The organism is Leptolyngbya sp. GB1-A1 (genome assembly GCF_039962475.1).
Lineage (GTDB): Bacteria > Cyanobacteriota > Cyanobacteriia > Elainellales > Elainellaceae > Leptolyngbya_A.
Genome location: NZ_JAMPLI010000006.1, coordinates 217314 through 231191, shown reverse-complemented (window position 1 = coordinate 231191; position 13878 = coordinate 217314). Strand labels below are relative to the sequence as shown.

Below are 13878 nucleotides of genomic sequence, written 5' to 3'. Positions count from 1 at the left end.
CCCCTTGCCTAGCGCAGGCGATGAGGTTTCTCAAATGAGTCACTCCGGCTGAGGGGCAATCATGGCTTCTGGACGTACCAGGCGATCGAATTCTTCTCCAGACAGAAAACCCAGCGCGATACAGGCTGCTTGCAGGGTTGTGTTTTCCTGATAGGCTTTTTTGGCAACTTGAGCGGCGCGATCGTACCCAATATGGGGATTTAAGGCAGTGACCAGCATCAGCGAATTTTGCAAAAAGTGCTGAATCTGCGCTCGGTTGGGCTGAATGCCTTCCACTAAATGCAGCCGAAACATCGTACAGGCTCCGGTCAGCAGCCGAATCGAATTCAGCAAATTGAAAATCATTACGGGCTTAAACACATTCAGTTCAAAATTGCCTTGGCTGCCTGCGATCGTGACTGCCGCATCGTTGCCCATCACCTGAACACACACCATCGTCATCGCTTCGCACTGCGTCGGATTCACCTTTCCCGGCATAATTGATGATCCGGGTTCGTTTTCCGGCAGGCGTAGTTCTCCCAAACCACAGCGTGGACCCGACCCTAGCCAGCGAATGTCGTTGGCAATTTTCATCAGCGATACCGCAAGGGTTTTCAGCGCACTGCTGGTCATCACGATCGCATCATGGGCTGCCAAAGCTGCAAACTTATTGGGTGCAGCGACAAAAGGCAATCCGGTCAGGCGCGAGATTTCTGCCGCCACGCGATCGGCAAATTCAGGGTGTGTGTTCAGTCCTGTTCCCACCGCAGTTCCCCCGATCGCCAGCTCATATAAATCGGGGAGCGTGGTTTGGATTCGCGCCAAATCTTTTTCGAGCTGAGAGACATAGCCAGAAAACTCCTGTCCTAGCGTCAGCGGCACGGCATCCATTAAGTGAGTCCGTCCGATTTTGATAATGGCGTGAAAGTCTGCCGCCTGCTTTGCCAGTGCGTCTTTGAGCTGCGTTACTGCCGGAAGGAGCTGATGAACAATCTCTTCGATCGCTGCAATATGCATCGCTGTCGGAAACGTATCGTTAGAAGACTGCGATCGATTCACATGGTCGTTGGGGTGAATTGGCGTTTTGCTGCCTAGGACGCCTCCCGCCAGCTCGATCGCTCGATTCGCGATGACTTCATTCGCGTTCATGTTGGTTTGCGTGCCGCTGCCCGTCTGCCAGATTCGTAGCGGAAAATGATCATCGAGCTTGCCTGCAATCACTTCATCGGCGGCTTGCTCAATCAGTTGCGCCTGTTCAGACGGCAGTTTACCCAGCGTTTGATTCACCGTTGCCGCTGCCCGTTTTAAAATGCCAATCGCCCGAATCATTTCCCTGGGCATAACATTATCGCCGATCGCAAAATATTGCAGCGATCGCTGGGTCTGCGCGCCCCAATATCGATCCGCTGGAACTTCGATCGCGCCCATACTGTCTGTTTCGGTTCGGGTTGGGGCATTCACCATCACGCATTCCTCTGGTTGCACAACGACTCAGAAACCGATCGAACTAATCGATCAGGTCGAACCAATCGATCAGAACTCGATCAACCGATTCCCGATTTTTGAGTGTAGAGGATTCGTGAGGGAATTGCCCTGTTATTCAGTTCGAGTGAAATGCTGAATGAGGATTACGCTGCTGGATCGAGGCGGTTGTGTCGTTTCGTCGCTTCCTGGAACGCTAAACCGCATTTGATCTTGGTTTGCTCTTTGCTCAACCTGCCCTGACAGCCCAATAAGTACTGATAGTTGCTTGATTCGAATCTCGGTTTCGCAGCTTTGGAATCCCCCTTAGCTCCCCTTCAGAGGGGGAATCAAACTCTTCCAGGCATTGGGTTTGCCTCAGGAAAGTTTAACCCTTGCCTGTCCCCTTTTTAAGAAGGAGGATTTTAAGGGGGATTGAGGGGGATTTCAACCGATCGAGCCACAGGTCTAAGCTCCTTTCCATTGCCGTCTTAGCTTGTTGCTCGGTCAATCTAACTCGATGCAAGCTCTAATTCAGTTGGAATTAGTCGTTGTTCAATCCACGCAGGCTTCTTTCTGCGGTGTCCTTGTACATCTCGCCGAATTCTTTCACGGCTGCCTTGGACTCATCCACAATGTTTTCCAGTCTTGCATCATTCTTGCCTTCGACTTGGTCAGCTTCCTTAAACCATTCACCGGTAGTCTTGGGCCGCTCATTGTCGAGTTGATGCGCGTCTGCCTTCGCCCGCTCCATCGTGGCTTTCTTGTCTACACGGGGTACGGTATCGGTGGTGAGCAGCAGAAATCCAACCAGAACGATCGAGAGAACTTGCTTGATCTGAATGCTGCCGAGCAATGCGCCAATTCGAGCTGCCGCACGAGAAATTAAGCTTTTCACGATAAACCTCTACCAAAACTTTTTCAAAGGACAAAATCAGATTACCGGGGTAATGCAAACCGTCCCTCTCGCCAAAGTCAGACTTTGAGGGTAGAGATAGGCTGATAGGGAGTGATTCCGCCAGGAAACCAGCTTTATGACTCGTCCGATTTACCTTGATGCCCACGCCACCACTCCCGTAGACGATCGCGTTTTGCAAGCCATGCTGCCCTTTTTCACCGAACATTTTGGCAACCCGGGCAGTTTGCACGCCTATGGCTGGGAAGCAGAAGCGGCGGTCAAACAGGCAAGAGCAACCCTGGCAGCAGCGTTGTGCAGCAGTTCCCCTGCTGGAATAGGCGGCGTATCCCCAGAAGAAGTCATTTTCACGAGTGGGGCAACCGAAGCAAACAATCTGGCAATCAAGGGCGTAGCAGAGGCGTATTTTGCGAAAGGCAAGCATCTGGTCACTGTCCAGACCGAACATAGCGCAGTGCTTGATCCCTGCCGTTATTTAGAGTCGCTGGGGTTTGAGGTGACTTATCTACCCGTGCAGCCGGATGGATTCATCGATTTGGCACAGCTTCGCCGGGCAATTCGATCGGATACGGTGCTGGTGTCAGTGATGGCAGCCAATAATGAAATCGGCGTTCTGCAACCCCTGGCAGAAATCGGGGCAATTTGTCGGCAGCAGCAGGTTTTGTTTCACACCGATGCAGCTCAGGCGATCGGCAAAATTCCGCTCGATGTGGAAGCAATGCAAATTGATTTGATGTCGCTTACGGCGCATAAAGTTTACGGACCTAAAGGAATTGGGGCGCTTTTTGTGCGAAGACGGCAGCCCAGAGTCCAGCTTGCGGCTCAACTTCACGGCGGCGGACAGGAACGAGGACTGCGATCGGGAACGCTGTATCCGCCTCAGATTGTTGGGTTTGCCGAAGCGGTGCGGATTGCCCTTGCCGATCGAGAAACTGAGTCCCAGCGCATTCAGGATTTGCGCGATCGGCTCTGGCAGCAGCTTCAGCCCCTAGATGGCATTCATCTGAATGGACACGCAACGCAGCGATTGCCGGGAAATCTAAACATCAGCGTCGAAGGCGTAGACGGACAGGCATTGCTGTTAGGCATTCAGTCGTTTGCGGCGGTTTCATCAGGGTCTGCTTGCGCTTCTGCAAAATCGGCTCCATCCCATGTATTGACTGCGCTGGGTCGATCGCCTGAGCTTGCCTATGCTTCGATCCGGTTTGGGATCGGCAGGTTTAACACCGTAGCAGAAGTCGATCGCGTTGCTGCAAGGGTGATTGAAACGGTGCAGGCACTCCGTGCTACAAAGCAGCCGTATGCTCAAAACGCGATTTCCAGGACGTTTGAAAAGTCATGACGCTGACCAAGCTGCTGCTTAAGCCGATCGGCATACGACTTTTGATGAATTATTCGCCCTATCTTTAATCGATCGCTTGCTTAAGCGTACTAATAGGAAGAAATCAGGATAGGTATATCGATTCGCGTACCTTTACAGGTGTACAAGAGCCGTTTACAAACCCGCCTAAAGTAAGTTTGCGTTTAGGTTCCCATATCTCAAACTATAAATAAGTCAAATGAATTTACAGCGCTTATCTAATTCACAAATCGTTTGCCGATTGAAGCCAAGGTAGAAATAACCGAACCTTCAATTTGCAATTCATTAGGTAAGATTTCATTACAAAATAATCAGAACGATTAATTAGGAGCTTATTGCATGAACTCACGAATTCCTTATCAAACGGGTGCCAGACCTCACAACTTGAATACTGCCACTGAAAAAGCCGTTCAACCTGCTAAACCCACCGTTCAGTTCTCAATGAATAACGATACAACGCTGAGCAAAGACAAATAGTATTTTTAATCAGTATTCAACATTCGGTTCATTTTTAATGAATGGGTTTGATTAGGGTTTGATCACGGTTCGATCGCCGTTTCTTTCAGAATGGCTCGGCTAGAAGTCGATGTAGTTATCCTGGCTGCAATCATCGCGATTGTTATTGTTCCGGCGATAATCTCCCGATCAAATTACCGTTCTTCAGTACACTGCTTCGATAGAAAGCAACGGGTCACCGTTAAAACGTCACCTAATCCAAACGATGGCAGAACCATGGTCAACCTACTCTACGCACTGCACGATCTTTCTCAATATATTGCGACCCTAACGATCGCTTCAAAGAGCTCAGGTCAAGCAATTGTTGCCGCTATGGGCTTGTGCCAGGCTATTCAGCCGCCGCTTCAAAAGGCAGACAGTTTTAGTGAAACGAAAGCGATCGGTTAGCTGTTTTGCTCCTGCTGAAGCAGCTTCTCTCTTGAATCGCCCCAATACGCACTATACGTCCACACTTCGCTAATTCCCCGCTCCTCAACTGACCAGCGATAAATCACTGCTTGGGGATCGATGCCGATCTCAATGAGCTTTGCCCCCATGTAGTATTCCATCTGGCGTTTAGTCATGTCTCTAACGCTGTTGGGTTTGCTCTTTTCGATCGTACGGGAAAGATGTGCCTGCGTATGTTTAGCCATGTGCGCTCGGAATCAACTGCGAAAGTTTTGAAGTTAGCTGGTAGAGGTTAACTGTTAGCGCTAGTGATGAAATTTGCCGCGAACCTAGTGGCGAAACTAGCAACGCCAAACGATCGCAAATTGCGAATTAATTTTTCTTCCCAGGCTTTTACCCAGTTTAACGCTCCTAGTTCGAGGCAGCGTTGCCCCTAGCAGCAGAATTACGATTTGCAGCATTACTGTTTGGCGTGAAGGTGATTTCCTCTACGGTTCCCGCTGAACCCATTGTCTTTGCAGCTCCCTGGTTGTATGACAGCGATACTCCGCCAGCGTTACCCGATACGATCGTTAGCTCTTCTTGCGCTGACCAGTTGCGCTGTGTGCCCTTCGTCAAAGTTCCTTCATAGGTTACGCGGCCGTCGGCGATCACCTGTACCCAAGCATCTGCGGTGATATTCATTGCCACACGAATGGGGGAATTGGTCGCGGAAGAACTGGATGGAGAAGAAATGGCTGCGCGAGCACTAGCTACCGGGGAAACCGGACTGGGAGAAGCGATCGGCGTGGAAGAAGGAGAAGCTGCAGGAGCAGTAGGAGAAGCAGGAACAGTCGCGGCGGGTGCAGTCGGCGCAGTGGTGATTGCAGGCTCAGACCGTTGAGGCCTAGACAGCAGGCGAGACAAACCGTAAGCCAGCCCTCCTAAAACCAGCAGCCCTGCAATGATCAGCGGCACTGGACTGCGACGATTATCCCGCAGGGGGAGCTGCCTCGCATTGGACGAGTTGGGTTCCCGCTTGCGGCGATCGGGTCTAGATGAATCAGGAACGCGGGTTTCGACCAGACTTTGGGTTGATTCTGCTTGTTCTCGTTCGGGCGATTCGAAACCGATCGCTTCACGCTCGACTGGAAAACTGCGCGACAGCGTCATTCCATCTAGCCCCAGCGCGTCTCCATAGCGGCGAATAAACCCTTGTACAAAAACGGCTTCCGGCAGAATTGTGCTCTGCCCACCCTCTAGGGCTCGTAGAATCCGTAGGGGAATGTAGGTCTTGGCGGAGATGTCATCGAGCGATCGACCCTGATCCTGACGGATGTGTTGCAAGTATTCGCCGATCGCGTTTAGTTGCTCAAGCTGTTTTCTGTCAAAATCGCCCACCCTTTCATCTCCACTAACGCAAGAGAACTCAACTTGGTTTCTACCTTAATCTGAGGCGGGAGCGATTTTCAAGCAGGTTACTCTAGGTAAAGTTTTTTGAGTTGCGTCGTTTCAAACACAGACTGAAGCAGAAAAGCCGTTATCTGATAAGGTCTTAGCAGGGATTTACACCCCCCTTAGATGGATGTAAAGCTTAAATGAAGAGAGCCAGTTAGAATAGAAAAGGGTGAATGGGTGCCCCTCAAATCTGTTGATGCTTCCCGGCTGTAACTTTCTCCCTGTAGCAGGCTTATGCTAGCTTCAATCAGTTGCCGCTAATTAGCTGCCTCAAAAAGCCCCTCTAGTCATACTCAGGTAATGTTTACACAAACCTTAAATCTATTCTGTTGAGCCTCAAAAGCCGCTAAATTTGTATTCTGGCTTACACAAATGCACGCTTGATTAGCTGGGCGCGATCGTATTCCCTCTAAAAATAACTGGTCTGTTGGGTTAGCAGTATCGTATTAGGCTTTAGTATTGAGCTTTATAAGTGATTAAGCTTTATTAAGTGCAACTGCTGCTCATTCGGTAGCAAGCCATTCCCCGCATTATGGTCTTCTTTGCCTAACAGCCTGCCTTCTAATCGAAATGCACTTTAGCGGAGTCTTAGATGACGATCCAAAATGTAGCAATTCCTCGAAGCTCAGCCACTTCGGACTCGAATTCTAAGCCGCTCGTGCTAGTTGTCGATGATGATAAAGATAATTTGCTGCTATTGCAGTACTCGCTGGAGCTATTCAACTGTGGATTTGTTGGCAGAACGAATGGGATAGATTTAGTTTCGATCGCCCAAAGCATTCAGCCACACCTGATTTTGCTAGATATTGTCATGCCTCGGCAAAGCGGTATTGAGCTGCTGCGTCAGCTTCGGGAAAGCGCCTCAACCCGCCCTATCCCTGTCGTGGCAATTACTGCCCTCGGCAGAGCTGACGATCGGCTGCGGCTGCTGGCAGAGGGGTTTGATGATTATCTCAGCAAGCCGTTTACGCTAGACGATTTGCAGGCAGTGATAAACTTCCACTGCTGTCAGGCTACGCGGAGATAGTTTTCGATCGCGTGTGGCTAACACGGCGTGAAGCGGATGGTCGAATTTCGGGTGGATTTTGAAGAATTGCAATCACGCCCGTTCTCCCGGTTTCGAGCGTAGCATCGCTCAGAAAGTCTAAGACACTGGTACTCAAAACCGATTCAATCACTTCCCGCATGCGTGGCTCAATCAAATGATTCAGATCCTCGCGCACCTGCTTGGCAAGCGGACGGTGTCCTTCTTCTAGCAAAAGCTGTTCGGGCTGGGTCACGGAGTTTTCGATCACGATCGTAAGTTTTTCATCAATGAGCTGGCAGAAGACCTTACTGGGTTGATGTCCCAAAAAAGTGCGATAGAGCAACTGAATTTGCTGCGAGAGGCTTCGTTCCATCTGCCCGCGAGTGAGTACTTGATTATTCATGAAGTTTCCAGGCTCATCTAAATCGCTACTAACAACAGGCGAATCTGAATCGCTACTAACAATAAGCTGACAGTTGATTTACAGGTTCGCTATAGGAAAGATTGAGGTAGCTAACCGGGATACCAGACCGCAGAAGCCACTCTTCCTCGGATTGCAACCTTCAGCGGGGCACGTTACGCTGATCGGCTTACCGCTTCTCTCGTAACTGATTCTCCCGTAACTGAGGCGGTTCGCTGATGTCCGCTCCCTGTTAACGTTCCATCGCTACTATATCGGTCGCTTCGCTGAACTTCATGCTCTCTACGAGGGATTTTGTTTTGAAGCAAGGGTCATTCCCAGGATGTACCAAAAGCCGCTACAGGAATAGCTTGTACCGTTCTTAGCCGTATGCCTGATACCCTACCCTACATCCGACTCAGCCAAGCGATCGCTTCCCGAATCCAGGCTTCTGCATTGTCCGATTTAGAAAGAGCGGTGCTTTGTCCAACCGCTTGCAGTGCGTGGGTAATTTCATCGCTGCTGTAGCCCAGTGCCAGCAGGGTCATTTCGACATCTTCTTGCACAGCGGCAACCGGAGCCGCACTGGGGGTTGACCCCAAGCCCGACTGCATTCGCCATTCTGCCAGCTTAGTTTTGAGTTCCAGGGCAATCCGTTCGGCAGTTTTATTGCCCACACCGGGCGTTTTAGACAGCAGCCGAATGTTGCTTGCCACGATCGCCTGCACCAAATCCTGCAAGCCCAGAGCATCCAGCAACGCCATCGCCACCTGCGGACCAACACCCGTGACGCTGATCAGCTGGCGAAACAAATCTCGCTCTGACGGGGAGCCAAACCCAAACAGCACTGTCTGGTCTTCTCGCGTCTGCATATGGGTAAAAATCTGGACATCTTCGCCCACGGGTGGGAGCTGCTGCGTGAGTCTGGCGTTTACCTGCACGTCATAGCCAATCCCGTTTACATCGATCGTCAAAATCACCCGACTGTTGCTGATCTTCTGCACGCCAGCAACCGTGCCCTTCAGGTAGCTAATCATACAAAATTCATGTCAAACAATGCTTCACACAAGAGAGGGGACTGAAGACTCAGCCCCCACTGCATCCCGTATCTTCTAGCGTACTAAATTCGCTTCAGATCGGGGTACTCAGCAATCATTTCGTCGCTGCTCAGGGTGTCGCCTTCTGCCTGTGGTGTCCATAGCACTTCCAGAGCCAGAAGCCGATCGCTCGAAACAGAACCAAGAACGCTCAACGCCTGCCGCAGATCTTGAGTGGTGTTGATTGTGGGTAGGGGAAGACGCCCGGTCGTTGCCACAATGATTGTTGCGACAATATACTCGCCCGGATCCCGGGATAGCTCTAGGGCACCGCCCGCACCTTGAAGCTGCTGCCGCAGGGTGGATTGACGCAACTGACGATTGACGTTCGAGAGAGTTTCTTCGGCAAATTTGCTGCGTTCTGCGATCGCCAGCCGATTGAACTGGTTTTCGGCAGCTTGCAGACTAGCTTGCTCAGCGTTGCTCGACGCATACACCCAATATTCGGGGTGACGCAGCAGTGACAGCGTAGACTCCTGAAGCACCTGAGCCAAGCCTTCAGAACTGCCTGTATCGGCATTAGTGGCAATCCGGTTCAGATCGGCTTGCAGATCGCGGGCTTGAGCCAGTAGACCGACCTGCACTTTTGCTACCGTCACCGAAGAATCATAGCCGTCATAGCCGTCGCTGTTGTCGTTACCGCCTTGCGCTGCTCCCCGCAGTGCCCGCGTCAGGAAGCCTGCGACCGCAAGAAAGATCAAGATGCTGAATAAGCCACCGCCCCCGAAGCCAAAAAAGGGCAGTATGAAGGGAAACCCAAATCCACCACCAGGGTAGTAGCCGCCACCGCCGCCATATCCACCGTAACCCCCACCTCCATAGGGGCGACTGGGAGCCGGAGCTGTACGGGTCGGAGCGCGAAAGCTGCCGCCACCCACACGCCCTCCGCTTGCTGCCAGTGCGCCGCCGGCATGGCTAAAGGCGATCGTAATCACCAAACTGGCAATCAGAAAAGGTTTTAAAGCAGGCTTAATTAATGCAAACAGTTTGTTGAACATAGTCCCGTGCCTATCCAAGCTGATGAGTAATCGTATCGGCTTTGGCTGGGTTCAGGATTAGTGCAGGCGCACAGCATAATGGATTGAACGCTGCTACTGCTCCCAAAAGTTAACCAAATGTTACAAAGTCGCTACCCTTTTAGTTTACCGCCTTCTCTTTAAGGGGATAAGCAGGCTTAAGGTGGATTTTAGCGGAGATAACCGTACTTAATGGCGTAATCCTCCCCCCACGATCGTCACTATTTCCAGCCGATCGCCTGCCTGCATTTTCGTTTCTGTCCAAAACTGGCGATGCAAAATTTCACCGTTGTATTCCACTGCAACGAGCCGTGGATTCATGCCAAGCTGAGTCAGTAAATCGGGTAAGAGCGTTTCAGCAGAACACTGGCGCGGCTCTCCGTTGACTTGCAGGGTGATGAGGTGGGTGGGGGACATCGTGACTTGAATCCTCAAGAAATCGCATGAGCGCGGAGCGTTTGCACTCGATCGAGCTGCGAAACAAAATACTGGGTCATCAGGGTAGGTTCCTCGGCTGCCATAATTGCCCGTACAACGGCAACTCGCTCGGCTCCGGCAGAAAGCACTGCGTCTAAATTGTCTGCACTAATGCCTCCGATCGCAAACCAGGGCAACGCAGCCTGAGCAGCGGCATGGCGCACATACTCCAGTCCGGCGGCGGGTCTGCCTGCTTTGGTGGGCGTTTCATATACTGGACCCACACCAATGTAATCGGCTCCTTCTTCGATCGCCCGGTGCATTTCTTCGGGACTGTGGGTAGAGCGTCCAATAATGCGCTGACTGCCCAAGAGCTGACGGGCAAAGGCGATCGGCACATCGTCCTGTCCCAGATGCACGCCGTCTGCGTCTACTGCCAGTGCAAGATCAATGCGATCGTTAATAATGAACAGCGCATCGTAGCGATGACAAAGCTGTTTCAGGCGTTTCGCATTCTCGATCCGGGTGAGGTCGTCGGTTTCTTTGTCGCGATACTGCACCAGAGAGAGTCCGCCCTGTAATGCCGCTTCGACCACTTCGAGCAAATGATCAGAAGGCGATGTCACAAGATACAGGGTCGATTGTCTTAGCTTCTGCTGTCGCTCATAGCCGCCTAGCCGAGTTTCGAGCGTGTACACCCGGTAGCGCATTTGCTTGCAAGCAGCTGCCATGTCTCCCGAATAAAGCTTGCCGTATTCTTCCAGAACGCGCAGTGCCTCCTGAGTGCGGGAAAAATTGACCTGAAGCACCTGGGCCACACTCGATCGCTCGGCTTCCTGAGGGTGGGTGAGGTCGGTGCCGCGATCGTTTGGGGTATCTCTGGCGGCGCGGAGGTCGTTGCTGTGCCAGTGGGCAAGTTCCTGCCGGAGCTGCTTGCACTCCTCGGTGAGCTGCGTCTGATTCAGTCCAAATCGACACCATTCTTCGATAATTCTCAGCCCTTCACGGGCGCGATCGAGGTTAGCATCGAGAATCCGATAAACGGCTGACTGATAGCCTTCGTTCTGACTGCCCGCTTTACTGCCCATCTTGCTGCCCATCCTGCTGCCTATTGCGTTGATTGTTCCGCCCATTGTGGGATCGAATCCAGTGCGCTCGAAGAGGATGCTCTAGAAGTATCCACCGTAGGTATCCATCGTGCTGCATTTGCCCCACCCTCTCAACTCTGAAGGATTTCCGCTCCGGGATTGGGTTCAAGGTCTCTCAATAAAGGACTTCAGACTCCATTCCAGCTCAAAGTCTCCCAATCTTGAATCATGTAGGGGGCGGTTCGGGTCGCGACTCACACTTTATTAAGTACCTTGTAAGCACCTTTTAGCTATTTGTCATCCTAACAGGACAGCCTCAGCCGTACGCAGCAGAGCCACCGTCTCAGTAGAATTTTTGCTCGTCGAACCATTGCCCCAGCAAAAAAAATTTACCTTATCCTGTCACTACTTTCAGAAAATCAGGCAGAATTTAGTTCATTACTAATCCTCTAGAACGCTATAGGCAGAGTTGAATTCGGAGAATTTGCAGAACGCTCGCTAAACTTGGCGTTAATCGCTGCTAATTTTTCCTTATTGTTTACTCAGGTCAGTGATTGGGGATTGTTTATTCAGGATTGTTTATTCCGGTCCCTGATTCAGGTCAGTGATCCAGGCAAGTCGGGCAAGGCTGCTGTCCATATCCGTTGGTGTTGGGAAAGAATCCATGCGTTTGATGACTTCACGCGCTCAAAGTGGCTCCAAAGCTCAAAAATCGCTCCTGCCGTTTTTAGATGCGGGGTTGACTTGTACAAGATTGACCTGTGCATCGCTGACGATCGCTTTGACCCTGGCTTTGCTTAATGGCTGGAACAATGCAGCCGCCGCCCAAATCGAGCCGAGTGCACCAGGCTCGCTGTCCCAGCGCAACCAAACCTTTCTATTCGTCAATCCGGCGATCGGTCAAGATATTCCGGGTTCTGGCAGTCAGCAATTGCCCTTTCGCACGATCCACCATGCGCTGCAAGTGGCACAGCCTAACACCGTAATTTTGCTTTCTCCCGGACTCTATAGTGCCGAGACAGGCGAAGTTTTCCCGCTCCAGATGCGATCGGGCATCACGATTCAGGGCGATTCCAGCACAGCAGGACAGGGCATTGTGATCCGCGGCGGCGGCGAGTTTGTAAGTTCTAGCCAGGGTTCGCAGAACGTAACGCTAATCGGCGCAATGAATACGCTGCTTACTGGCATAACGATCACCAATCCCCAGGGTCACGGACTCTGGATCGAGTCGAGCAATCCAATGATCGCCCACAATACGTTTTCAGGCAGTCAGGCGTCAGGCATAACGGTTACGGGCAATGCACTGGCGGCAATTCAGCAAAATCGCTTTCGCCAGAACCAGGCAACCGGACTCCTGATCGCCGGAACTGCCCAACCGGAAGTGCGGCAAAATTTCTTTGAACAAGCCGAGGTCGGAATCACGATCGCCCAATCTGCCGCCCCGTTAATCGTTCAGAATCAAATCCGCCGCAATCGAACTGGTGTATTGGTGCAAGACAGCGCACATCCGGTTTTACGACGAAATGCGATCGAACACAGCAGCGAAGTCGGGGTAGCTGCCGTGAATAACGCCCAGCCTGACTTAGGCACGGCCGAGGATGCAGGACAAAATCAGTTTCGGCAAAACCGCAGACAGGATGTGAACGCTGCCAGCACAAGCCAAACCGTGCCGATCGCAGGTAACCAGCTTTCCGCCCAGCAGGTTTCGGGCAGAGTTGATTTTGATGGGATTGTTACTCAAATTGCCGCTGTGCAGGCGGATCAGGGTTTTGTTCAACCCGCAGAAACAGGGCAGACCCCAGAACTGCAATCGATCGAAATGATTCATCCTGCCGATCCCTCTGCTTTAAGTGCTGCTCCAATTCCCCCTACTCCAGTTTCTGCTTCAATTCCTTCTGCTTCAACAGTTTCAACCGATTTTACCGATTGCCGTTCGACGTTGGTGGCTACCGCGCTCATTGGTCAACTGCCGCCGAGGGAGATTAACGCTGATCGATCGATCGCTGCCCCACGTTTTGCGGTGTCAGGCTCTTTACGGGCAGATCACGTCTCGCCGACGCAAAACAGTGCCCAACCTGAGGCGATCGCTGAAGCGGATCCAGCGGTCTCGATTCCGATTCCAGTGCCGCCGCCCGAAAATTCTGGAGTGCGGATGAGTCCTGCCGATTCGCTGAACCTGCCGCCAGAGGCGTTGATGCCCTCGCTAATGCCCTCGCTGCCGTCGTCTTCTGAACCCGTTTTAATGGCTGCGGTTCCTGTGTCTGTTCCTTTCCGTGCGCCTCAGCCGTTTGCTGCTGGCATTGCTACTCCTTTTGAAAACAGTTCCCCTGCCATTCCGGTAATGCAGTCGTCTCTGTCCCTGCCTGCGCCGCCGCCTTTGCCTCAACTGGCTGCCGTCCCGAGCGCCCAACCTGAAATCGACGATCGACTGACGCTTCAGTCCAACGTTTTGCCTGTTCCCGATGGAGATGCACCGATTGGGAATACGGGAGATATGCCGCGCATTAACGTTTCTGCTGGACAATCCTGGAATGCAGGCAGTGCTGTGTCCAGTCCGGAGCGATCGATGTTGCGCTATCGCGTGGTAGTGGAGGCAGGCAGTGAGCGAGTTCAGGCATTGGTGCGATCGCTCATTCCCAGTGCATTTCTGATTTCGGGTCGAGGGAGACCACTGATGCAGGTGGGAGCGTTTAGCGATCGAGATAACGCCGAGGACGCGGCTCGGCTGCTCAATCAGAGCGGGCTGAGAGCCGTGATCCAGCGACTTTAGTAGAGCC

At 52.0% G+C, this 13878-nt stretch carries 14 protein-coding genes; 5 read left to right on the top strand and 9 right to left on the bottom strand.

Annotated features, from left to right (window positions below; all coding sequences use genetic code 11):
* Positions 1–39: 39 nt before the first annotated feature.
* Positions 40–1443, bottom strand: a complete 1404-nt coding sequence (gene fumC, locus NDI45_RS09450) for a class II fumarate hydratase (RefSeq protein WP_348247142.1) — start codon at positions 1441–1443, stop codon at positions 40–42.
* A gap of 541 nt (positions 1444–1984) precedes the next feature.
* A complete protein-coding gene (locus tag NDI45_RS09445) occupies positions 1985–2338 on the bottom strand; it encodes a hypothetical protein (RefSeq protein ID WP_190792323.1) in 354 nt (117 codons plus the stop codon).
* Positions 2339–2474: 136 nt separating this feature from the next.
* Between NDI45_RS09445 and NDI45_RS09440 the strand changes: the two genes are divergently transcribed.
* From NDI45_RS09440 to NDI45_RS09430, 3 genes are all read left to right on the top strand, one after another.
* Entirely contained in the window at positions 2475–3698 is a 1224-nt protein-coding gene (locus NDI45_RS09440; protein WP_348247141.1) for an aminotransferase class V-fold PLP-dependent enzyme, read from the top strand.
* A gap of 357 nt (positions 3699–4055) precedes the next feature.
* Entirely contained in the window at positions 4056–4193 is a 138-nt protein-coding gene (locus NDI45_RS09435; protein WP_190792325.1) for a hypothetical protein, read from the top strand.
* 90 nt (positions 4194–4283) lie between these two features.
* The gene (locus tag NDI45_RS09430; RefSeq protein WP_348247140.1) at positions 4284–4619 is read left to right on the top strand and encodes a hypothetical protein; all 336 of its coding nucleotides are present in this window, start codon (positions 4284–4286) and stop codon (positions 4617–4619) included.
* Here NDI45_RS09430 and NDI45_RS09425 read toward each other — a convergent pair.
* Both NDI45_RS09425 and NDI45_RS09420 read right to left on the bottom strand, forming a co-directional pair.
* A complete protein-coding gene (locus NDI45_RS09425; RefSeq protein WP_348247139.1) occupies positions 4616–4864 on the bottom strand; it encodes a hypothetical protein in 249 nt (82 codons plus the stop codon). The genes NDI45_RS09430 and NDI45_RS09425 overlap by 4 nt on opposite strands.
* Positions 4865–5030: 166 nt before the next feature.
* Positions 5031–5999 (bottom strand): RodZ domain-containing protein, encoded by a 969-nt coding sequence (locus tag NDI45_RS09420; protein ID WP_348247138.1) that lies wholly within the window; start codon positions 5997–5999, stop codon positions 5031–5033.
* Between the two features lie 649 nt (positions 6000–6648).
* Between NDI45_RS09420 and NDI45_RS09415 the strand changes: the two genes are divergently transcribed.
* Positions 6649–7083: a response regulator gene (locus NDI45_RS09415; protein ID WP_190792329.1), complete on the top strand. Its 435-nt coding sequence runs from the start codon at positions 6649–6651 to the stop codon at positions 7081–7083.
* Here NDI45_RS09415 and NDI45_RS09410 read toward each other — a convergent pair.
* From NDI45_RS09410 to NDI45_RS09390, 5 genes are all read right to left on the bottom strand, one after another.
* Positions 7070–7486: a DUF2294 domain-containing protein gene (locus tag NDI45_RS09410; RefSeq protein WP_190792330.1), complete on the bottom strand. Its 417-nt coding sequence runs from the start codon at positions 7484–7486 to the stop codon at positions 7070–7072. The two genes, NDI45_RS09415 and NDI45_RS09410, sit on opposite strands and share 14 nt — an antisense overlap.
* A 404-nt stretch (positions 7487–7890) precedes the next feature.
* Entirely contained in the window at positions 7891–8520 is a 630-nt protein-coding gene (ruvA, locus tag NDI45_RS09405; RefSeq protein ID WP_190792331.1) for a Holliday junction branch migration protein RuvA, read from the bottom strand.
* A gap of 83 nt (positions 8521–8603) precedes the next feature.
* Positions 8604–9578, bottom strand: coding sequence for a DUF1517 domain-containing protein (locus NDI45_RS09400; protein ID WP_190792332.1), 975 nt, complete (start codon positions 9576–9578; stop codon positions 8604–8606).
* Between the two features lie 207 nt (positions 9579–9785).
* Positions 9786–10013 carry a sulfur carrier protein ThiS gene (gene thiS, locus NDI45_RS09395; protein ID WP_190792333.1) on the bottom strand — a complete coding sequence of 76 codons (228 nt, stop codon included), beginning with the start codon at positions 10011–10013 and terminating at the stop codon, positions 9786–9788.
* 14 nt (positions 10014–10027) lie between these two features.
* Positions 10028–11101 carry a thiamine phosphate synthase gene (locus NDI45_RS09390; protein WP_348247160.1) on the bottom strand — a complete coding sequence of 358 codons (1074 nt, stop codon included), beginning with the start codon at positions 11099–11101 and terminating at the stop codon, positions 10028–10030.
* 664 nt (positions 11102–11765) lie between these two features.
* Between NDI45_RS09390 and NDI45_RS09385 the strand changes: the two genes are divergently transcribed.
* Positions 11766–13871, top strand: a complete 2106-nt coding sequence (locus NDI45_RS09385; protein ID WP_348247137.1) for a DUF1565 domain-containing protein — start codon at positions 11766–11768, stop codon at positions 13869–13871.
* Positions 13872–13878: the final 7 nt, after the last annotated feature.

Excerpts from the sequence above, each read along its gene's own strand:
- fumC (WP_348247142.1), bottom strand. The coding sequence starts at position 1,443 with ATGGTGAATGCCCCAACCCGAACCGAAACAGACAGTATGGGCGCGATC.
- NDI45_RS09440 (WP_348247141.1), top strand. The coding sequence starts at position 2,475 with ATGACTCGTCCGATTTACCTTGATGCCCACGCCACCACTCCCGTAGAC.
- NDI45_RS09435 (WP_190792325.1), top strand. The coding sequence starts at position 4,056 with ATGAACTCACGAATTCCTTATCAAACGGGTGCCAGACCTCACAACTTG.
- NDI45_RS09430 (WP_348247140.1), top strand. The coding sequence starts at position 4,284 with ATGGCTCGGCTAGAAGTCGATGTAGTTATCCTGGCTGCAATCATCGCG.
- NDI45_RS09425 (WP_348247139.1), bottom strand. The coding sequence starts at position 4,864 with ATGGCTAAACATACGCAGGCACATCTTTCCCGTACGATCGAAAAGAGC.
- NDI45_RS09415 (WP_190792329.1), top strand. The coding sequence starts at position 6,649 with ATGACGATCCAAAATGTAGCAATTCCTCGAAGCTCAGCCACTTCGGAC.
- NDI45_RS09410 (WP_190792330.1), bottom strand. The coding sequence starts at position 7,486 with ATGAATAATCAAGTACTCACTCGCGGGCAGATGGAACGAAGCCTCTCG.
- ruvA (WP_190792331.1), bottom strand. The coding sequence starts at position 8,520 with ATGATTAGCTACCTGAAGGGCACGGTTGCTGGCGTGCAGAAGATCAGC.
- NDI45_RS09400 (WP_190792332.1), bottom strand. The coding sequence starts at position 9,578 with ATGTTCAACAAACTGTTTGCATTAATTAAGCCTGCTTTAAAACCTTTT.
- thiS (WP_190792333.1), bottom strand. The coding sequence starts at position 10,013 with ATGTCCCCCACCCACCTCATCACCCTGCAAGTCAACGGAGAGCCGCGC.
- NDI45_RS09390 (WP_348247160.1), bottom strand. The coding sequence starts at position 11,101 with ATGGGCAGTAAAGCGGGCAGTCAGAACGAAGGCTATCAGTCAGCCGTT.
- NDI45_RS09385 (WP_348247137.1), top strand. The coding sequence starts at position 11,766 with ATGCGTTTGATGACTTCACGCGCTCAAAGTGGCTCCAAAGCTCAAAAA.